Origin of the sequence: Vibrio mytili (genome assembly GCF_000830505.1) — a bacterium.
Classification (GTDB): domain Bacteria; phylum Pseudomonadota; class Gammaproteobacteria; order Enterobacterales; family Vibrionaceae; genus Vibrio; species Vibrio mytili.
In genome coordinates this window covers 20,979-41,313 of sequence record NZ_JXOK01000042.1, presented here as the reverse complement: position 1 = coordinate 41,313, position 20,335 = coordinate 20,979, and the positions used below count along the sequence as shown (strand labels likewise).

18 protein-coding genes and 3 pseudogenes are annotated in these 20,335 nt (G+C 46.6%); 1 reads left to right on the top strand and 20 read right to left on the bottom strand.

The window, feature by feature from the left end; genetic code table 11:
• From SU60_RS11800 to flhA, 18 genes and pseudogenes are all read right to left on the bottom strand, one after another.
• Complete coding sequence (locus SU60_RS11800; RefSeq protein ID WP_041155674.1) at positions 1-1,977, bottom strand: heme lyase CcmF/NrfE family subunit; 1,977 nt, start codon at positions 1,975-1,977, stop codon at positions 1-3.
• Entirely contained in the window at positions 1,974-2,459 is a 486-nt protein-coding gene (gene ccmE / locus SU60_RS11795) for a cytochrome c maturation protein CcmE (protein WP_041155673.1), read from the bottom strand. The genes SU60_RS11800 and ccmE overlap by 4 nt, the downstream gene beginning before the upstream one ends.
• Positions 2,456-2,662 (bottom strand): heme exporter protein CcmD, encoded by a 207-nt coding sequence (ccmD, locus tag SU60_RS11790; protein ID WP_041155672.1) that lies wholly within the window; start codon positions 2,660-2,662, stop codon positions 2,456-2,458. Before ccmD ends, ccmE begins: the two co-directional genes overlap by 4 nt.
• Positions 2,663-2,673: 11 nt before the next feature.
• Positions 2,674-3,417 carry a heme ABC transporter permease gene (locus tag SU60_RS11785; RefSeq protein ID WP_041155671.1) on the bottom strand — a complete coding sequence of 248 codons (744 nt, stop codon included), beginning with the start codon at positions 3,415-3,417 and terminating at the stop codon, positions 2,674-2,676.
• A 107-nt stretch (positions 3,418-3,524) separates the two neighbouring features.
• On the bottom strand, positions 3,525-4,193 hold the full coding sequence (gene ccmB, locus SU60_RS11780) for a heme exporter protein CcmB (RefSeq protein ID WP_041155670.1): 669 nt from the start codon (positions 4,191-4,193) through the stop codon (positions 3,525-3,527).
• A 1-nt stretch (position 4,194) separates the two neighbouring features.
• Positions 4,195-4,812 carry a cytochrome c biogenesis heme-transporting ATPase CcmA gene (gene ccmA, locus SU60_RS11775; protein WP_041155669.1) on the bottom strand — a complete coding sequence of 206 codons (618 nt, stop codon included), beginning with the start codon at positions 4,810-4,812 and terminating at the stop codon, positions 4,195-4,197.
• Positions 4,813-5,073: 261 nt separating this feature from the next.
• The gene (locus SU60_RS11770) at positions 5,074-5,565 is read right to left on the bottom strand and encodes a DUF2802 domain-containing protein (RefSeq protein ID WP_041155668.1); all 492 of its coding nucleotides are present in this window, start codon (positions 5,563-5,565) and stop codon (positions 5,074-5,076) included.
• 14 nt (positions 5,566-5,579) lie between these two features.
• Positions 5,580-6,074, bottom strand: a complete 495-nt coding sequence (locus SU60_RS11765) for a chemotaxis protein CheW (RefSeq protein WP_041155667.1) — start codon at positions 6,072-6,074, stop codon at positions 5,580-5,582.
• A gap of 35 nt (positions 6,075-6,109) precedes the next feature.
• The gene (locus SU60_RS11760; protein WP_041155666.1) at positions 6,110-7,165 is read right to left on the bottom strand and encodes a chemotaxis protein CheW; all 1,056 of its coding nucleotides are present in this window, start codon (positions 7,163-7,165) and stop codon (positions 6,110-6,112) included.
• Positions 7,155-7,934, bottom strand: coding sequence for a ParA family protein (locus tag SU60_RS11755; protein ID WP_041155665.1), 780 nt, complete (start codon positions 7,932-7,934; stop codon positions 7,155-7,157). The genes SU60_RS11760 and SU60_RS11755 overlap by 11 nt, the downstream gene beginning before the upstream one ends.
• 8 nt (positions 7,935-7,942) lie before the next feature.
• Complete coding sequence (locus SU60_RS11750) at positions 7,943-9,061, bottom strand: protein-glutamate methylesterase/protein-glutamine glutaminase (protein ID WP_041155664.1); 1,119 nt, start codon at positions 9,059-9,061, stop codon at positions 7,943-7,945.
• 92 nt (positions 9,062-9,153) lie between these two features.
• Positions 9,154-11,396 (bottom strand): annotated as a pseudogene (locus SU60_RS11745) (chemotaxis protein CheA).
• Between the two features lie 9 nt (positions 11,397-11,405).
• Entirely contained in the window at positions 11,406-12,149 is a 744-nt protein-coding gene (locus tag SU60_RS11740) for a protein phosphatase CheZ (RefSeq protein WP_041155663.1), read from the bottom strand.
• A gap of 255 nt (positions 12,150-12,404) precedes the next feature.
• On the bottom strand, positions 12,405-12,773 hold the full coding sequence (gene cheY / locus SU60_RS11735) for a chemotaxis response regulator CheY (RefSeq protein WP_017635949.1): 369 nt from the start codon (positions 12,771-12,773) through the stop codon (positions 12,405-12,407).
• A 45-nt stretch (positions 12,774-12,818) separates the two neighbouring features.
• The gene (locus SU60_RS11730; RefSeq protein WP_041155662.1) at positions 12,819-13,553 is read right to left on the bottom strand and encodes an RNA polymerase sigma factor FliA; all 735 of its coding nucleotides are present in this window, start codon (positions 13,551-13,553) and stop codon (positions 12,819-12,821) included.
• Positions 13,546-14,432, bottom strand: a pseudogene (locus SU60_RS11725) (MinD/ParA family protein). The gene SU60_RS11730 and the pseudogene SU60_RS11725 overlap by 8 nt, the downstream one beginning before the upstream one ends.
• A gap of 14 nt (positions 14,433-14,446) precedes the next feature.
• Complete coding sequence (flhF, locus tag SU60_RS11720) at positions 14,447-15,991, bottom strand: flagellar biosynthesis GTPase FlhF (protein WP_041155661.1); 1,545 nt, start codon at positions 15,989-15,991, stop codon at positions 14,447-14,449.
• Between the two features lie 73 nt (positions 15,992-16,064).
• Positions 16,065-18,134, bottom strand: coding sequence for a flagellar biosynthesis protein FlhA (gene flhA, locus SU60_RS11715; RefSeq protein WP_280806717.1), 2,070 nt, complete (start codon positions 18,132-18,134; stop codon positions 16,065-16,067).
• On the opposite strand from flhA, the gene SU60_RS22380 reads away from it, so the two are divergent.
• Complete coding sequence (locus SU60_RS22380) at positions 18,028-18,249, top strand: hypothetical protein (protein ID WP_245228398.1); 222 nt, start codon at positions 18,028-18,030, stop codon at positions 18,247-18,249. The genes flhA and SU60_RS22380 overlap by 107 nt on opposite strands.
• 152 nt (positions 18,250-18,401) lie before the next feature.
• On the opposite strand, the gene flhB is transcribed toward SU60_RS22380, so the two are convergent.
• Positions 18,402-19,532, bottom strand: a complete 1,131-nt coding sequence (flhB, locus tag SU60_RS11710; RefSeq protein WP_041155659.1) for a flagellar biosynthesis protein FlhB — start codon at positions 19,530-19,532, stop codon at positions 18,402-18,404.
• A 14-nt stretch (positions 19,533-19,546) separates the two neighbouring features.
• Positions 19,547-20,328 (bottom strand): annotated as a pseudogene (gene fliR, locus SU60_RS11705) (flagellar biosynthetic protein FliR).
• Positions 20,329-20,335: the final 7 nt, after the last annotated feature.

Genomic DNA, 20,335 nt, shown 5'->3' with positions numbered 1-20,335 from the left:
CTAGGCCACTTGCTCCTTTGTCTTATCACTTAACTTCGACGACTTACGGAATCGATAACGTTTGTCAGAGATAGCAAGCCCACCACCAATCGCCATGATCAGCGCGCCTGCCCAGATCCAACGTACGAACGGCTTGTAGTAAATACGGACAGCCCAAGAACGGTTATCATCTAGACGCTCACCCATCGCAATGTAGAGATCACGCGTCACGCCGCGATCGATTGCCGCTTCTGTCATCATGGATTTTGCGGTTCGGTAGAAGCGCTTCTCCGCGTGCAGGGTATTGATGTATTGCCCATCATGAGTCACTTCAAAGTCTGCAATGTAACCATCGTAGTTCGGACCGTCTTTATCACGTAAGCCTGAGAAATAAAAATCATAGCCTTGGATTTGGAAGTGCTCCCCCGGTGCCAAACGTACGTCGCGTTCGATACTGTAGTTTTGCACCATTGCAATACCAATAATGGTAACAGCCAGACCAATATGTCCGCACATCATCGCCCAGTGACTGCGTTGCAGCTTGCGAACGCCATCAATGAAGGTATGACGGTGTGTCGCGCGCTCATGCAGTTCAAACCCATGCATTGCGATAATCCAAATGGCCATCACCCACCCGATGTAAGCCATGGTTGAGAAGTAATCAGCAAACAGGTAGACACAAATAGCGCCCAGAACAAAAGAAGTGACACCGGAAACAATCATTGGCTTAACAATGGATGATAACTGATCTCGCTTCCAGCGAATCAAAGGACCAATGCCAAGTAAGAAAGCAAATGGCATCATCAACCATGCAAACAACATATCGAAAAACGGTGCGCCGATTGACACAGAGCCGAGACCTATCTGTTTGTGAACCAGTGGCAACAGTGTGCCCACCAGCACCACAACAAGTGCCGCAATCAATAAGACGTTATTCCCCAGCAACACGTTTTCACGAGAGACTAACTCGAAGTTGCCTCTGACTCTGACCGACGCGCCTTTTAAAGCAAAGAGCAGTAACGAGCCACCGATAACAAATACAAGGAAGCCGAGGATAAACATACCGCGTGACGGATCAGAAGCAAACGCGTGTACCGACACTAAAATACCGGAACGAACCAAGAAGGTGCCAAGCAAACTGAGAGAAAAAGCAGAGATTGCCAGCAATACCGTCCAAGCTTTAAATGTCCCGCGCTTTTCAGTTACCGCAAGCGAGTGCATTAACGCGGTACCGGCCAACCACGGCATAAATGATGCGTTTTCTACTGGATCCCAGAACCACCAGCCACCCCAGCCAAGCTCGTAGTATGCCCACCAAGAGCCGAGTGCGATGCCTAACGTTAGAAATACCCAAGCTGCCGTCGTCCAAGGACGAGACCAACGAGCCCATGCGGTATCAAGACGCCCTGTCATTAATGACGCGATAGCGAAAGAAAAAGCAACAGAAAATCCAACGTATCCCATATATAGCATAGGGGGATGTACGATTAGCCCTGGATCTTGAAGTAGTGGGTTCAAATCACGGCCATCAACGGGGAAGAAAGGCAACGTACGCAAAAATGGGCTAGAGGTGAAAATGATAAACATCAGAAAGCCGACGGAAATCATCCCCATCACCGCTAATACACGTGCTACCGATTCCTGTGGCATACCACGACTGAATGTTGCAACCGCGACCGTCCACGCGGCTTGAATCAGCACCCAAAGCAACAACGAGCCTTCGTGCGCCCCCCAAACCGCGGTTATGCGGTAGTACCAAGGAAGCTGGCTATTGGAGTTGCTCGCAACGTACTGAAGCGTAAAGTCGTTGGTATAAAATGCCCAACATAAAATGGCAAAAGAGAACAACAGCATAAGAAACATGGACCAAGATAACGGTCTTGCAGTGTTCATCAGCATGGTATTGTTATTCGATGCTCCCCACAACGGTAATATACTCAGCAATGCGGCCATCGCGAGTGATAAAATGAGGGCAAAGTGACCGATTTCAGCAATCATTGACCGCTTCCTTGTGTCTGTTCAGTTGTGTATTGCAAAGGCTCATGCGTTTTTTTCATCGCTTCTGCAATTTCTGGAGGCATGTATTCTTCGTCATGCTTGGCTAACACCTCGAAAGCTTCGATGGTGGTGGCATCTTTGAGTACACCTTGTGCAACAATCCCCTGACCTTCACGGAACAAATCCGGCAGAATACCATCGTAGGTCACCGTGACTTTAGGGCCAATATCATGTAGGTCAAAGCTGACTTTAAGAGAGTTAGGGTCGCGACGCACCGAACCTTTTACCACCATGCCACCAATGCGCAAACGCTGACCAACTTCCGGTTTCGTACCATCAGGCTTACCATTGACCAGTTCTGTTGGCGTGTAGAACAAGTCCATGTTCTGGTTGAGTGCGTAGATAATTAAACCGATGGTCGCACTGATACCGATAAAGATTGCCAAGACAATTCCCAGCCTCTTTTTACGTCTCGGATTCATAGGGTGTTCTCCATATTCTTTGCTGCGTCAATACGTGCTTGGCGCTCAATTTTTGCTTTCACTTCTTTCAATAATGCATCACCGCGACGAAGGCTGGTGATCAGAAGAATCAGCATGGATAAGAAAGTAATACTAAACGCGCTCCATACGTATGATGCATAGCCGCCCATGGCAAAAAAGTCGCTCAGAGATTCAAAATGCATAATCAATTACCTCACTGAGTGTGTTCTGTTGCAAGTTTACGCACCCAAGGACGGTGACTCTCTTTACTGATGATTTCGTTGCGAAAACGCACCATAGTCACTGCGCCAAAGAAAAATGCAAAACCAAAAATGTTCAGCAATAACGGCCAAAGCATGTCGGATGAGATAGAAGGTTGTTCAAATTTCGTAATCGTCGCACCTTGGTGCAAGGTATTCCACCACTCAACGGAAAAGTGAATGATAGGTAAATTCACAACGCCAACAATCGCTAGAATACCCGCGGCTTTGGCTGCTGTTTTTTGATCGTCAAATGCGTGATACAACGCAATAACACCAAGGTAAAGAAATAGAAGAATCAATTCTGAGGTAAGACGGGCATCCCAGACCCACCAAGTCCCCCACATCGGTTTGCCCCAAACAGCACCAGTGAGAAGAGCGATAAAGGTAAACACCGCACCAATCGGCGCCATCGCAAGTGCCGCCATGTCAGACAGACGTACCTGCCATACTAAGCCAATGAATGCGGCAATTGCCATCGACATATATATGCCCATTGACCAAATCGCAGCAGGGACATGGATGTAGATGATTCGGAAGCTGTCACCTTGTTGGTAGTCGGAAGGCGCAAATGCCAGTCCCCAAACCGTACCAACCGATAAGCATACGAGGGCCAATACAGAAAACCAAGGCAGAAACTTACCGCTCAAATGGTAAGCTGCTTCTGGCTTGGCGTAAGGATGTAGCCATTTCCACATGTTTTGTTCTCACTCTTACTTCAGGGACACTGTCTAAAGGTTGGACCGTAGCAGTGCTTTAATAATAATTCTTTGATCGAACACCGATTCGCTGGTGCTTAAATGAGTTAATTAACACTAACTCGTAGTGCGGCACTGATAGCAAAAGGCGTTAATGTCATCGCGCCCATAAGCATCGCACCTAATATTGCTAATTGACCGTTATACGCCATACCGAGTGCAGCAGCATCAATTGCCGATGTTGCAAAAATCAAAATTGGGATATAGAGCGGAAGAATAAGCAAACTTAACAGTACGCCACCCTTTTGTAACCCAACTGTTAGGGCAACACCAATCGCCCCAATAAAACTTAGCGTCGGAGTACCGATCATCAAAGTCAACACAACCGATAGCCAAGTATTGAAATCGAGCGAAAGTAACACCGCCAATAATGGGCTAATCAGGATAAGAGGCAATCCCGTTAATAACCAATGTGCTATGACCTTTGAAACCACTACTAGTTGCAATGGCATTGGCATTAACATCATCTGTTCCAATGCACCATCTTGAAAATCATCACGAAACAGGCGCTCCAATGATAATAAGGCAGATAGTAATGCGGCAACCCAAACAATGCCCGCTGCAATACGTGCTAACAAATTTGGTTCAGGCCCAATACTGAGAGGAAACAAGGTAATGACAATAATAAAAAACCACAGTGGGTTTAAAATATCGGCCTGACGACGAAACGCGATTAACAATTCGCGGCGAATGATGGTGGTCATCGATGCAATCATATCAATCACCCAATTTGATTTTTCTAAGCTTTGGACTGTCCGCAAACATGTCTTGGTGCGTGGTTAATATCACGATGCCCCCATTATCAACATGACGCATGAATAAGGTTTCAAGAACCTTAACACCTTGCTTATCAATTGCCGTGAGTGGTTCATCTAAAATCCATAAAATTTGTTTACTCAACCACAATCTTGCTAAGGCGACTCGTCTTTGTTGACCAGCGGATAGTTTTGCAACAGGCACTTCTTCTCGCCCAGCCAGCCCGACTTGCGTTAACGCCGAAAAAATCTCTTCATCAGAGGCGCTGTTATTTTGAATCGATTGATAGAAACGGAGGTTTTCTAACGCGGTGAGTTCTCGTTTAATGCCTGTTTGATGCCCAAGAAAAAGCAAATCTTGATGGAAAATATCACGTGATTTTTCAATCTTTTCGCCTTTCCATTTGATGAAGCCTTCTTCTCTGTCTCCTATTCCGGTTATGATGCGAAGCAAAGTGGTTTTACCTGTACCATTACGCCCTTCGATCTGGACTAATTCACCCGGCTTAATGTTAAATTCTAGGTTTTCAAACAATACCCTTTCATCACGAATCGCGGTCAGGTGAGAGACTTCTAACATAGGGGATCAACTAAAAAACAAACGGGCTGCAATAGTATCACAGCTTACTTGCTACGAAACAGGATTATGGGCAAGACAGAATCGTAAGTTCCTGTATTTTTGTTAACTTATCATCACATTTTTATAAAAATAACCACAATTGGCTACCTCTAGACATAATGACTTGTTCAGGACAGTAGTAGGATCAGAACGCTTCTCGTTAGGGATAGCATCTAGAAAATGCAAGGCACAAAAAAAGAAGCCTAAGCTTCTTTTTAATTTTTAACGTCGTCGACCACGACCTGTCTGGCTGGCGCTCTCCGTAGGCTGACCACTCAATGGCGGAACTTTTTCTTGCCCCGCTAATTTCTTTTGCAGTGAGAGCATTAACTCAGCTTCGGCCTTGGGTAACTCACACTCTTCAATCAGTTCATTGATATCTGCACCTAGTTGAACCATCTTGGACGCTCGGCTATACAAACGGCCGTCCGTATCAGCATGCTCCAACTCGCGGATTCGTTCATTGAGGTGTTTCAGAATGTCTTGCTGCTCTGTGACCTTTTGGCCTAAGCCAACCACCACTGAGCGAACTTCAAGCAACTGCTTAGTTAGCTTTTCGACTTCTTTGTCTGCATTTCGTGCATGCTTTCGCTGTTGATCAAGTTGCCTTTGCAAAACTGAGCGAGAGCGCATCTGCACAACAACCAAAACCAACAATATAAAAGCAATACCACCCGCAATGAATGGTAGTGACTGCAAGATTTGTTCAGCCATGTTTATTCAGCCAATTAAAGGTGAGCCATTTCATCCCACTCATCGTCACTTAGAAGCTTATTCAAGTCAACTAAGATCAGCAACTTACCGTCACGGTTGCTCACACCCTGGATAAATTTAGCACTTTCATCGGTACCGACAGAAGGTGTCGTATCTATTTCAGAAGAGCGTAGGTAAACAACCTCAGCAACACTATCAACTAAGATGCCAATAACTTGACGCTCCGACTCAATAACGATAATGCGCGTATTGTCCGTTACTTCACCTTCCATTAAGCCAAATCGTGACCGGGTATCAATAACCGTAACCACGTTACCACGTAGGTTAATAATTCCCAGTACATAATCTGGAGCACCTGGAACGGGCGCAATTTCTGTGTAGCGAAGCACCTCACGCACTTGCATCACATTGATGCCGTAAGTTTCTTCCTCTAACTGGAACGTCACCCACTGAAGAACTTCGTCAGTCGATGCATCTTTCTTTACTTCTACTTCAAAAGCTTGAGACATAGTTAATCCTCGTTAATGTCGTTCCCGACCAAAATCTAATTCATTGATTTGACGTCTAAACCTGCGTTTAGCATGTCAATCAGTGCTTGAACATGAATCAAAGCACACATCTTTTCTTTCACCATACCCGCAAGCCAAGGGCGTTTGCCAGGCAGTTCCCGCCAACGAACTTTGTCGACGTTTAGGGTTTCCGTTCCCATCAACTGATGGCTAGCTAATCCCCACATGCTTTCTCCAAGCATGACAACGTACTGGTAGCTCTCTTTATAATGTTCATCTAGCAATTTGTCTGCCATCACCCACTTTGCAGTATCGACAACATCAAATTTCTGTTCGCGACTGGTTTGTAGCCCAAGATACCAAGCGGGTTTTCCGATCAAGTGATTCAATTCACTGATACGATGAATGCCCCCTAGCTCATCTAGTGGCACAGCAAACGTTACATTATTCACATCGAAATAAAGGACTTGAAAGTCTGTATTTCTTGCAGTGCTTTCCCAGCCAATTGGAATCTCACTGCCCGCTTGTGTCTCGAGTTCAACTTGTGCCTCGAGTTCAACTTCCGTATGTTGTTCGGTGTCGATTTCTTGTTCTTTGACTGGCTCAAGGTCAGCAACCTGAGTCGATATCGTTGCAACTGCAGGCTCTTCGATGACCCAATCTTGGATTTCATCGTTACACTCTTCGACGTCAACCAAGCTAACAACGTCTGGCTCAGCTGGTTTAGTCTCTGGGGCGATGTCGATGGTGTTTTGATGAAAGATGTCATCAATATCCAACTCAGCAACCACATTGGTCGACTCCAACTGGCTCAGTAACCTCTGCACATCTTCCAGGTTAGGGGCTTCCAACTCTGGTGGTGGCACTTGCAGCGGGTATCGCGCAGGTTCAGCATATTGCAACTGCACCTCTGGCTCTGGCTCTGGCTCTGGCTCTGGCTCTGGCTCTGGCTCTGGCTCTACAGATGATGACACACTCTCTACAACGTTAAGTGATTGGTCATCTTCCGTCAGCGTCATTTCTTCGCCAAGCAGCGCGTTAAAGTAATCATCCAGCGCTTGCTCACCGGAAAGTACGTTGTTACTGCTCATCTAACGCTAACCTCTCCAAGTAAATCAACAGTTGTTTGTAAGCAAACACACCTCGACTACCTGAAGCAAAATGAGAGGCAGGTAAACGTTTTAAGCTTGCGTCTCGAAACTTAGTGTCGATCGGTACCGCAGACGCCCAGACTTGATTCGGATAATCTCGCTTCAACTGAGTTAACGTCTGCAATGACGCACGAGTTCGCTTATCGTACATGGTCGGAACAATCGTCACTTTAAATCCACCCGGACGTGACTTCTGCATGATGGTTAACGTACGCATCATGCGCTCTAAGCCTTTCATCGCTAGGAATTCTGTTTGAACAGGAATCAAAATACGATCGCTAGCCGCCAAGGCATTAACCATCATTACTCCCAGAATAGGGGGGCAATCAATCAATACATAGTCATAATCTTGCGAGACCGCTTTGAGCGCGCGCTTTAATATCAAACCCATACCATTACGGTTACCCATAACACGATCTAGGGTCGCGAGCGACATATGAGCTGGAATCATGTCAATCCGCTCGATGTCAGTCTCTAATATCAGTGGCTTCACTACCTCTCGGGAAAATGCTTTTAGCTGAAACAGATCAAATAAGCTCGACGTCACGCCGTCAGGGTCGTAACCAAGGTAGGTCGTTAGCGAAGCGTGAGGATCGGTGTCGACCAAGAGTACACGATGACCTTGTTGGCTCAGTAGCCCTGCAAGGGTCACTGTGGATGTGGTTTTGCCCACCCCGCCTTTTTGGTTAGCTACACTCCAAACAATCATGATTATTCCTACGCCAAACCTACTTCGATCAAGATACGCTCAGCAATACGCTCAAGTGGCAAATCTTCGCTAGAGATCCCTGCCTTTGCAACCGCCTGCGGCATACCATAGACAACACAGCTTTCTTCGTCTTGCGCCCAAATCGTTGAGCCAGCAGATTTCAACATGCGTGCACCTTCTCGACCATCTGCTCCCATACCAGTAAGCACCATCGAAAGGACTTTATCGCCGTATACTTTGGCGGCCGAGCCAAACGTAACATCAACGCATGGCTTGTAGTTCATACGCTCACCACCGTCAATGATACGTAATCTAGCCGCACCGGCACGGCCATCGACCATCATCTGCTTACCACCGGGCGCCAAATAAGCCACACCAGGCTTGAGCACATCGCCATCTTGCGCTTCTTTCACTTGTATTTTACACAAAGAATTCAAACGACTAGCAAACGCGGCAGTAAAGGTTGCAGGCATGTGTTGAATCAGCACGATGGGATGAGGGTAATTCATCGGCAAGCGAGTCAAAATCTTTTGCAAAGCCACGGGACCGCCCGTGGAGGTACCGATCGCCGTCAACTGATACTTTTTACCCGAGGCACGAAACTTAGTCGCAACCGCACGAGCCGCGGAGGTGACAGGTGCTGAGACAGCGACACGACTTGAGCTCAGTTTCGTCGACGATGCTAAAGGTGATGTTGCTGTCCTTGCCATTGGTCGGCGCAAAAATGCACGTTTAGAGGCAATTTGAATAACGCGTTGTTGAAGTAACGAAACGGCTTCGTCACGGTTACGTGCGATGTCTTCAAACTTTTTAGGCAAGAAATCCAATGCGCCAGCATCTAGCGCATCTAACGTTGCTTTCGCTCCATCATGCGTCAAAGAAGAAAACATTAGGATCGGTGTTGGACAAGCTGCCATGATCTCACGTACAGCCGTGATGCCATCCATCACTGGCATTTCGATGTCCATCGTAATGACGTCTGGCTTAAGAGACTTAGCTTTCTCTACAGCCTCTCGACCGTTGACCGCAACATCGATCACTTCCAAGCGCGTTTCAGAGTTAATGATTTCACTAACACGGCGTCGGAAAAAGCTCGAATCATCAACTACCAGTACTTTAATCGCCATTTTATTCCTTTTATAACTATACGCTTATATAACTATACGCTTATATAAGTACAGGCTTGTATAAATAACTACACGCTTGTATAAACAACCACTTATATGCGTGAAGCGGACGCGTATCGAGTCAATAAATCTGGCACATCTAAAATCAATGCGATGTGTCCATCACTGGTAATCGTTGCACCAGCCATGCCAGGAGTGCCTTGCAGCAACTTGTCCAATGGTTTTATCACCACCTCTTCCTGACCGATCAGTGTATCGACAACAAAACCAACACGTTGACTGCCAAGTTGCACAATCACGACGTGACCATGACCTGTACGTTGCTCAACATTTTTCGGTTTATTTGATAACCAGTTTTGTAAATAGAACAGTGGAATCGACTTATCACGGACAATAATCGTCAATTGACCATCCACCACGTTCGTGCGGCTTAAATCCAAATGGAAAATCTCGTTTACGGATGCTAGAGGCAGCGCAAACGGATGACCACCAACGCCCACCATTAAGGTCGGTAAGATGGCCAAGGTAAGCGGAACTTTGATGGTAATCTTGGTGCCTTTACCTAACTCAGAGTCAATATCTATCGAGCCATTTAGAGTATTGATTGCCGTTTTCACCACATCCATACCGACACCACGGCCCGAGATATCTGAAATTTTATCTTTGCTCGAGAAACCCGGTGCAAAAATCAGATTGAAACACTCTTTATCCGTCAGACGAGCAGCAGCATCTTCGTCCATCATTCCACGTTTTACCGCAATACCACGAAGTTTGTTTGGATCCATACCACCGCCATCATCGACGATAGAAAGTTCAATATGATCACCCTCTTGAGACGCAGCAAGAATAACCTTACCAGTGCGTGACTTTCCGGCTTCTAATCGCGCTTCTGGCATTTCAATGCATGATCGACTGAGTTACGCACCAAGTGAATCAAAGGATCGGCCAATGCTTCCACAAGGTTTTTATCTAAGTCGGTTTCTTCACCGCGCATTTCGAGCACAATGTCTTTATTTAAGTTACGAGCGAGGTCACGTACGACACGCGGGAAGCGGCCGAACACTTTTTTGATTGGCTGCATGCGTGTTTTCATCACCGCACCCTGAAGATCCGCGGTAACGACATCTAGGTTCGAGACCGCTTTCGACATTTCTTCGTCGTTACTATTTAAGCCAAGGCTTAACAGTCGGTTACGCACCAGCACCAACTCGCCAACCATATTCATGATGGTATCAAGCGTTGATGTATCGACACGAACTGTCGCTTCTGCTTGCGGTTTTTTCACCACAGGCGCAGCAGCTTTCGCTTCTTCTTTGACCGCAACAGGTTGAGATTGTGCTTTTTCTTGCTTAGGCGCTTCTGCTTTCGGCGTCGTTATCGGTTGTTTTGGCTCGCTTGTCGGCGTACTCGGAGGTGCACTATTTGCAGCGGCAGGCTTGGTTGCAGCTTCTAGCTCTTCAAGCGTAGGGCCTTTGCCGGTGCCATGCAGCTCATCAAGTAGCTTTTCGAACTCTTCGTCAGTCATCAAGTCGCTGTCACTGTTATTTGCTGACAACGGTACCGAAGTCGACGCTGAAGGCGTTTCTGGCTTTGCGGGCTCAACAGGCTGAGAAGTAGACGCTGTCGGGCTTTTTCCTACTCCATGTAACTCATCTAATAGTTTTTCGAATTCGTCATCGGTGATATCACCGCTTTCCGTTGGAGAAGCGCTGCTTTGCTGCGATGTTACTGGCGTAGAAACTGGAGCACCGGGCGCTGAACCTTTCCCGTGCAGTTCATCAAGCAATTTTTCGAATTCGTCCTGTGTAATTTCATCCACAGAACCCACGTTGGATGTGGCTACAGATGCTTGTTCAGCAGGTTCGGCCGCTACAGGTTCTTCGACGACAGGCTCTTGAGCTGCAACAGGCGTGTCATTCACGGCCTCCGCTGCTTCTTCAGCCGACTCTGGCTTACATAAGCGATGAAGTTCTTCGAGCAAAGCGGGATCCGCAGCTTGCAGAGTTTCACGCTCTTGAACGGCTTGGAATTGAGTATTCACCGTATCAAGTGCTCTGAGCATGGTGTCCATCAGGCTTTGAGTCACCGTGCGTTGCCCGTTTCTCAATACGTCAAACACGTTTTCGGCGCCATGACAGGTATCCACTAGTTCAGCTAAAGACAGGAAGCCCGCACCACCTTTAACCGTGTGGAAGCCGCGGAAAATCGCATTAAGTAAATCTTTGTCTTCTGGGTTATTTTCCAATTCAACCAACTGCTCAGAGAGCAGTTCGAGAATTTCTCCAGCTTCAATAAGAAAATCCTGAAGAATATCTTCGTCTAAATCGTAGCTCATACGTTACCTTTAAAATCCAAGACTGGACAGCAAGTCGTCGACTTCGTCCTGCGATGAAACCGCATCTTCTCTTTGTTCCGGATGAAGAATAGGGCCTTCAGCTTCGCTTGATGATGGTTTAGTCTTTTTATCTGCTGATTCTGGTAAAACTTGAGACTGGTCATCACTTTTGTTACCAGAAAATACGGTAAGAATTTCCACTAAACGGCCTTCAACTTCTTCCACGAGTGTAATAACTCGGCGAATAATTTGTCCCGTTAAGTCTTGAAAGTCTTGCGCCATAAGAATTTCTGTCAGTTGGCCGCGTAGTTCTGTGCTATCCCCTTCCACCTGAACCAATAATTCATCGATACGGTGGCAAAGTGCTTTGAATTCACTTAATTCGATACGGCCATGCATCAACTCGTTCCATTGGGGACGAACTTGTTGTAGGCAGTCATTCAAGTTATCAGCAATGGGAAAGCAGCAGTCCACCGCATCCATTGTCTTGTTTGCCGCGAGCTCAGTTTTTTCGATGACGTAGTTAAGACGATCCCTGGCATCTGGGATTTCATCTTTTGCGATTTCCGTCATACGTTGATCGAGATTGAAATGCTTTAACGAATCGTGAAGGTCACGAGTTAATAGTCCAATCTCTTGCAGCATTGGACTTCCCGCACTTTCATATATAGAGGCAACGAGCATATTTGCTTGCTCTTGTTGCCCCTTTTCTAGCATCTGCACGAGCGATTTGGCTTGCTCTAGTGAGATCATTCTGAATAGATCCTTTTACGTTTATACCAATTCCGGTCATTCCATTGCAGAAAAGTGCACAGAACAATTACCGAGAGCGGAAAAGCGTTTTGAGTGGCTTTCACTTCTAAGACACGCGCATTTTCCCAACAAGATTGATGTGGTAATCACTGGGGTTGGTATGAGTTCTTCCTATCATTGTAAAACGCCAGACGAGCCATTGTTTAAGTGGGTAATAATTAGTATGAACGACTCGAATAACTAAGATGGCTAGGGTTATAAACGCTCAAAAATTTTGTCTAATTTTTCTTTTAATGTTGCAGCCGTAAATGGTTTAACAATGTAACCATTAACCCCGGCTTGAGCTGCCTCGATGATCTGCTCACGTTTTGCTTCCGCAGTGATCATAAGAACCGGAAGGTGCTTTAGTTCTGCGTCTGCTCGAATGTGTTTTAGCAAATCGATGCCTTGCATACCTGGCATATTCCAGTCAGTTACTACAAAATCGAAGTCACCTTTTTTCAACATTGGTAATGCCGTTAAACCATCATCCGCCTCTTGAGTGTTATTGAAACCCAAATCACGAAGCAGGTTTTTAACAATACGGCGCATCGTTGAGAAATCATCAACAATAAGGATCTTCATGTTTTTATTCAAAATTGCCTCCACTGAATCGTAAAGTCAGTGTTTTTAGTCATTTTGTGTCCACGCACTGAGCTTGGTACGTAAACGTTGCATCGATTGACTCAGTATTTGACTTACGCGAGATTCGCTTACGCCCAACACATCGCCAATCTCTTTTAAATTCAGTTCTTCGTCATAGTAAAGCGAAAGTACCAAAGCTTCCCGCTCTGGCAGTTGTTTTATTGAATCAACCAGCGCTTTTCGGAATGACTCATCAGCAACCCCTTTAAATGGGTTATTGTTGTCACTCTCATCCACAGGCGATATCACATCATCAGAGACACCTAAATCCTCAATACCAACAATTTTGGAACTGTTAATATCGGTTAATGCGCTGTGATATTGATTCAATGTCATTTCTAGGTGCGCGGCAATTTCCGCATCGGTAGGGTCGCGGTTTAGCTTTCCTTCCAACTCGGCAATGGCTTGATTGATCTCGCGGTTATTCTTATGAACGGATCGCGGCACCCAGTCGCCTTTACGCATGTCATCGAGCATGGCACCACGAATCCGGATACCTGCGTAGGTTTCAAAGCTTGCGCCTTTAGAACCATCATAATTCTGCTGAGCTTCGATAAGGCCAATCATACCGGCCTGTATTAAGTCATCGACTTGAACGCTCGGTGGTAAGCGTCCTAATAGGTGATGAGCAATACGCTTAACCAACACTGAGTAGCGCTCAATGAACGCTTGCTGGCTGTTAAATTTGCCATGTTGGTCATAGGTTATCGCTTTACTCACCAAAAGTGCCCTCTGCGTATTCTGTGCGGTTTAGTAGCCTTTCGACAAAAAACTCCAAGTGCCCACTTGGGGTATTTGGCAATGGCCACGTCAATGCTTTGTTTGCCAGCGAGCTAATCGCCAAGCTGCCGGTGAACGTGGAAACGCATCAACGACAATTTTCTGTCTTTTTACTGCCTGACGTACATTATCATCAAGTGGAATACATGCTACGAGTTCTAGGCCTACGTTCAAGAAGCGCTCTGTGACCAACGTCAACTTTGCAAATAATTCTCGACCTTCTCGGTAGCTTCTGACCATATTTGCAACGACTTTGAAGCGCTGAACTTGGTGTTCCTTACTGAGTAGCTTCATTAATGCATATGCATCAGTGATCGACGTTGGCTCGTCACAGACGACGACAACGACATCTTGAGCGGCACGTGAAAAGCTGATGACCATGTCAGAAATGCCTGCGGCGGTATCAATGAGCAACACGTCCATCTCTTCTTCTAAGCTTCCAAATGCCCGAATGAGACCCGCATGTTGCGCGTGAGACAACTCCGTCATACTTTGCGTACCTGATGTCGCAGGGATGATTTTTATCCCGTATGGCCCCTCGACAACCGCATCTTTCAATTCACACTCGCCAGAGAGGACATGCCCTAAGTTGCGCTTAGCGCGAATACCGAGCATGACATCCACATTTGCTAAGCCTAGGTCAGCATCAAGAACCATTACCTTCTTGCCTTGACGAGCCATACAAATCGCCAAACCCAATGTTACGTTTGATTTACCCACACCGCCTTTGCCGCCTGTAACCGCAATTACTTTCGTCAACGATGGTTGTGTTAAGCGACGGAGGCCGCTTGCTTGATCGTTTATCATATTATCAGTCATAGTAGTCCGCCGCCCTAGAGTCCTTCGTTGTCACTGTTCCAAAAGTGAGGTTCGTTCTCTGTCGACTTCTCTAACAGTTCATTCGCTTTCGCAAGCATATATTTGGGTTGAGCCATTACAATGTCTTCTGGTACCCGCTGACCATTAGCGATGTAGGCCACAGGCAATGCATTTTGAATCACCACACTGATGAACTCACCTAAACTCAGTGATTCATCAAGTTTGGTCATAATACAACCTGATAAAGGAATACGCCTAAAATGATCTAAGGTTTCTTGTAAAACACGACGTTGCGCTGTAGCGGGTAATACAAGGTAGCTGTGAATCACTTCACCGCTGTCTTGCATTAAGGTATCAAGCTGTTCCGTTAACCGAACATCTCGTTGGCCCATTCCAGCGGTATCGACCAAAATTAACTTTCTGTTTCGTAGCTGATATATAACATCGGCTAACTCATTAGAATCTTTAGCAACTTTTACGGGACAACCCATAATTCGGCCATAAATTGACAATTGCTCATGCGCACCGATACGATACGTATCCGTTGTTACAAGCGCTACGTTGTCTGCACCATATTCCATGGCGGCTCGAGCGGCGAGTTTCGCGACCGTTGTCGTTTTACCAACGCCTGTCGGCCCAAGCAATGCTACAACACCACCACGTTTCAAAATATCCTTCTTTGGCACCGTTATTTGGTCTGCCACAAGGGAAAGTAGCGCTCTCCATGCTCGCGCTGGTTGCGTTTCTTCAGGAATATAGCACGCCATTTGATCGGCGAGTTCTGGAGAGATTCCCATCCGCTCTAAACGTTTGATCAACATTGCTCTTAGCGGTTCACGACGTTCAACTTCTTGCCACATTAACCCGGAAACTTGGTGCTCTAGCAAGCGACGAATCGAAACCATTTCTTCACGCATATTTTCTAGTTCATCAACCGATTCAGTTCGCTCATCTGAAGGCCGGCGACGATCATAACGTGTTGGATCTAATTTTGGTGTCGGGCGATCAAAACGTTCATCTTGAGCGATGAGTTTCGCCAGAGGAGAGTCCGGTTGATAAGGTGCTGGTTTATCTTGCTGATAGCCATCGCGATGCTTGTCTTGGCGTTGAAGTAACGCTGACAATGAATCTTCATTTTCAGCGGTATAGTCGTCTTCAGTACTCGCGCCAACACTGTATTGCTTGAGCATATTCGCGAACCGCTTTGTCATCGACCCCGATTTGTCGCTGCTGCTCGCTCCCTGTTGGCCGTAACGCTGCGAACGTTCACTATTTAGACTAATTTTGTCTTCGTCTAAATTGCGATGCTGGTAGCGCTCAGCCGAAGAAGAGGACATCTGACGATTTTCATTGTAACCATTTGCCTGAGATGCATTGCGACCCTTTTGTGCAGACGCACTTGCGGCTGACGGATTGGATTCATTATCGATCGCAGCGACGATGGCTACACCACCCGCTACTTTTTTATTCGACATGATCACCGCTTCCGCGCCGAGCTCCTCTTTTACTTGGAGCAGCGCCGTTCGCATGTCTTTGGCAAAAAATCGCTTTATTTTCAAACTATGAATCCACTAAAAATGCGTGAAGTTAGGGTCTACTGACCTTTGTTACTTTTTGTTCTTTGGGGCGGGCTTAGTTACCCACCGCTTGTACAATTCTTATCTGTTTTTCATCCGGAATTTCTTGATAAGACAGAACCCGGAGATTCGGTATCGTATTCTTGACAAATTTAGCCAGCGTTGAGCGCAATACGCCAGACGTTAGAAGCACCGCTGGTTCACCTTTAAGCTCTTGCTCTTGCGTTGCTTGACTCAATGAAGACTGCAATCGTTCCGCGAGTCCCGGCTCAATGCCCGCCGATTCACCACCTGAAGCTTGCATTGTTTGATGCAATATCTGTTCCAACTCAGGAATTAGGGTGATAACAGGCAACTCAGGCTCTATACCATTGATTTCTTGAACAATAAGTCGTTTTAAACTGATCCGCGCGGCGGCAGTCAAAATGTCAGGTTCTTGACTCTTACTCGAGTACTCGGACAGAGTTTGCACTATTGTTCGTATATCGCGAATTGGTATCGCTTCGTTAAGCAAGTTTTGTAGCACTTTCACCACCACGCCAAGTGCAAGCTGGTCAGGTACAAAATCTTCCACGAGTTTAGGCGCGCTACGGCTCAACATTTCCAGCAGGTTCTGTACTTCTTCGTGGCCAAGTAGCTGTGACGCATTATTAGTCAGCAACTGGCTCAAATGTGTCGCCAGTACAGTTGATGAATCCACCACGGTATAACCTAAGGCTTGAGCATGTTCACGCTGCTCTTCTCTGATCCAGACCGCTTCTAAGCCAAACGCTGGATCCATCGTCGGCTCGCCATCAATCATGCCGTAAACTTGGCCGGGATTGATGGCCAACTCTAAATCGGGACGAATCTCGGCTTCGCCCACCGCCACACCCATTAAAGTAATGCGGTAACTGTTTGGGGTTAATTCAAGATTGTCACGGATGTGTACCGCAGGGATTAAGAAACCGAAGTCTTGAGATAACTTTTTTCGTACCCCTTTTACCCGCTCAAGCAGTTCTCCACCTTGGTCGCGATCCACTAGTGGGATCAAACGGTAGCCCACTTCCAAACCGATAATATCTACTGGCTGGACATCATCCCAAGATAGTTCTCGCTGAGACCCTGACTCCTCACCACCTTCCGCTTTGACGGGAAGTGCTGGCTCACTCGCTTTCTGTTTTTGACGCTTACTAATGAAGTACGCGGTCACACCCGCGATCAGAGCCAAACTGAGAAAGGCAAAATGTGGCATACCAGGGACAATCCCCATAACGCCAAGTATCGCTGCTGTGATCATCAACGCTTTGGGGTTATCGAACAACTGGAACACCAGTTGTTCACCCATGTCCTCATCGGTATTTTGACGAGTCACCATCATCGCTGCAGCAATCGATAACAGTAGTGACGGAATTTGGGCAACAAGACCATCACCAATCGTTAGCAAAGTGTAGATCTCAATCGCTTCACCAAAGCCAAGATCATACTGGGCCATACCGATAGAAAGACCACCAATAATGTTAATAAACAGGATGAGAATCCCCGCAATCGCATCCCCTTTAACAAACTTCGACGCACCATCCATAGAGCCATAAAAGTCGGCTTCTTTGGTAACTTCAAAACGTCGAATACGCGCTTGTTCTTGGTCAATCAACCCTGCGTTTAAGTCAGCATCAATAGCCATTTGCTTACCAGGCAATGCATCAAGTGTAAAGCGAGCACTCACCTCTGAGATACGACCAGCACCTTTAGTAACGACCATGAAATTAATGATCATCAAAATCAAAAATACCACCAAGCCGACAGCGTAGTTACCACCGATGACCACGTTACCAAATGCTTCGATGACATTACCCGCAGCGTTACCCCCTTCATGACCGTTAAGCAGCACGACACGCGTCGAAGCAACGTTAAGTGCTAGACGTAATAACGTTGCGATAAGCAATACTGTCGGAAAAGCGGCAAAGTCTAGTGGCCGGCGTGTGTAAACCGTCACTAACAGGACCACCATCGCTAAGGCAATATTAAACGTGAAAAACATGTCCAGCAGGAACGCCGGAATCGGTAATACCACCATCGCCAACGTGGCCAAAACCATGACTGGCGCACCAATGGCTGGTATTTCTCGCTGGGGAATTCGTGGCAATTTGTCGGCAAAGGGCAGGCTTAACTTCATACTGCTGGATATCTCGATCGAATGTGAGCGGCACGTAAGTATCGATTTGGTGCGTATCGTTGGGGCTATCTACGTGTTCGCTTGACCTAACAACTTAGGTACTGTTGATAATTAGAGCAATTTAAGCAATCTACGTACCAGAATTTACGCCAAAATAATGACTAGCCGATAAACTAGGCACAGAGTAATGATTTATATGAAGAAAAATGACAACACACCGCAATCAGTCGGTACATTTTAGTGGCGATGTTCAGTTGGAATAGGCAAGTCGTAATCTTGAAGTTTTGGTCGCTGCCCACCTCTTTTTCGATACTGCTTGAGCTGGAAAACAAACGCCAATACCTGGGCAACTGCGGTAAATAGACCATCAGGGATTTCCTGCTCAAGTTCAGTAGAATGATACAGTGCCCTTGCTAAAGGTGGCGCGGGCACAATGGCGATATCATGTTCACGAGCCACCTCTCTGATTTTCATCGCCATATGGTCGGTCCCTTTAGCAATAACAACTGGCGCGCGGTCGGTTTTCTGCTTATAGCGTAAAGCGACAGAGAAGTGCTCTGGGTTAGTGACGATAACATCCGCTTGTGGCACATCGGCCATCATGCGTCGCTGAGCCGCCTCTCTTTGCAACATCCGGATACGGCCTTTGACCTCAGGTTTACCTTCTGTCTCTTTGTATTCGTCCTTGATCTCTTGCTTAGTCATTTTGAGCTTGTCAGCGTGTTGCCAAATTTGGAATGGGATATCGATGGCGACAACAATCAGTAAAGAACAACTGATCAGCAGAACAAAATTGAGCAAGGTGTCCAGCGCATGGAAGATGTTTTGTGGATAAACATCCATGCTGAGTTGAATCAAGTCAGCTTGAGAAGCCTGAATCAGATATATTGCGACTCCGGTGACGAGCAAAATCTTAAGAATTGACTTTAGCAGTTCAACTAAACTTTGCATGCCAACCATGCGCTTCAAGCCGCTCAGTGGGTTCATTTTGGAAAGCTTGGGCGCAGCGGCTTGGGCGGAAAAACTGATACCGCCTACCCCGGCAGCGCCGATCATAGCGGCAACAAACAAGGTGGCAAGAACAAGAAACAGCGGGAACAGCAAATCTGTCATAGCACCCAGAGCAATATCAAACAATTTCGCGGAATCGAAAATCTCGTCGCGTTGCAGATCAAACAAGCGGCTCATGATAGAGAACAAAGAACGTGCCAAAGACTCACCAAACCACATCAGTGAAATCGCACCAACGATCAACACTGAAGCGGAAGCAAGCTCTTTAGACCGAGCGACCTGCCCCTTTTCTTTGGCCTGTTGCAGCCTTCGGGGCGTGGCGTCTTCGGTGCGTTCCTGACCGTCTGACTCTGCCAATGCTGTCTCCTAGCTTAACAATCCAAGCGGATGAGGCGACAAATCTGCTGTTCGCCCACCGCCCAGTACAGTTCATAGTGACTGTAAAGCCCAGCCAATATGTACCAACAAATTAATAACCCCACCATCAGCGCAAAGGCAAAGCCAAGTGAAAAAATGTTTAACTGCGGTGCAGCGCGGGTCATGACACCAAACGACAAGTTAATGGTCAACAGGGCAATGATGCCCGACAGCGACATACTCAGTGCAGTTTTAAACATAATGCCTAACCAACTGGCCATCTCCCGAAAGTCGGCAGTAGCGATCGTGCCAGAGCCTATCGGCAAAGTTTTGAAACTGAATACCACCAGTTGCAGCATTTTTAAATGCCCATCGGTCGCAAGAAAAAACATCGTGGTAAGGAACATAAAAAGTTGACCCAGCAAGGGCGTACTTTGACCATTAGCGGGGTCGACCATGGATGCGAAACCCAAACTCGATTGCATGCCGAGGATTTGTCCGAGCAAAACAAAGGTTTGAATCATAAATTGCGTCACCATGCCCATCGCCACCCCAATGATCATCTGCTCTGCGATAGTAATAAAACCACGAAATGAGACTAACTCAATATCTTGTGGGACGGCGGGAATCGCAGGCATCACGCAAAAGTAATCGCCAGGCCAAGATAAAGACGAATGCGAGGCGAAACAAAACGTGCCCCTGTGACCGTCATAACCATTAACATGGAAGAGATTCGTACATAGGGCCAAAAGTAATTGGCTATCCAGTCTAAAATAATTTGGGTCGGATACTCCATACCAAGC

Coding starts and splice junctions, on each gene's coding strand:
- ccmB (WP_041155670.1), bottom strand. CDS start 4,193: ATGATTGCATCGATGACCACCATCATTCGCCGCGAATTGTTAATCGCG.
- SU60_RS11785 (WP_041155671.1), bottom strand. CDS start 3,417: ATGTGGAAATGGCTACATCCTTACGCCAAGCCAGAAGCAGCTTACCAT.
- SU60_RS11765 (WP_041155667.1), bottom strand. CDS start 6,074: ATGTCTCAAGCTTTTGAAGTAGAAGTAAAGAAAGATGCATCGACTGAC.
- SU60_RS11760 (WP_041155666.1), bottom strand. CDS start 7,165: ATGAGCAGTAACAACGTACTTTCCGGTGAGCAAGCGCTGGATGATTAC.
- SU60_RS11740 (WP_041155663.1), bottom strand. CDS start 12,149: ATGATCTCACTAGAGCAAGCCAAATCGCTCGTGCAGATGCTAGAAAAG.
- SU60_RS11770 (WP_041155668.1), bottom strand. CDS start 5,565: ATGGCTGAACAAATCTTGCAGTCACTACCATTCATTGCGGGTGGTATT.
- SU60_RS11800 (WP_041155674.1), bottom strand. CDS start 1,977: ATGATTGCTGAAATCGGTCACTTTGCCCTCATTTTATCACTCGCGATG.
- SU60_RS11750 (WP_041155664.1), bottom strand. CDS start 9,061: ATGGCGATTAAAGTACTGGTAGTTGATGATTCGAGCTTTTTCCGACGC.
- ccmD (WP_041155672.1), bottom strand. CDS start 2,662: ATGCATTTTGAATCTCTGAGCGACTTTTTTGCCATGGGCGGCTATGCA.
- ccmA (WP_041155669.1), bottom strand. CDS start 4,812: ATGTTAGAAGTCTCTCACCTGACCGCGATTCGTGATGAAAGGGTATTG.
- ccmE (WP_041155673.1), bottom strand. CDS start 2,459: ATGAATCCGAGACGTAAAAAGAGGCTGGGAATTGTCTTGGCAATCTTT.
- cheY (WP_017635949.1), bottom strand. CDS start 12,773: ATGAAGATCCTTATTGTTGATGATTTCTCAACGATGCGCCGTATTGTT.
- SU60_RS11755 (WP_041155665.1), bottom strand. CDS start 7,934: ATGATTGTTTGGAGTGTAGCTAACCAAAAAGGCGGGGTGGGCAAAACC.
- SU60_RS22380 (WP_245228398.1), top strand. CDS start 18,028: ATGTCCAGCAGGAACGCCGGAATCGGTAATACCACCATCGCCAACGTG.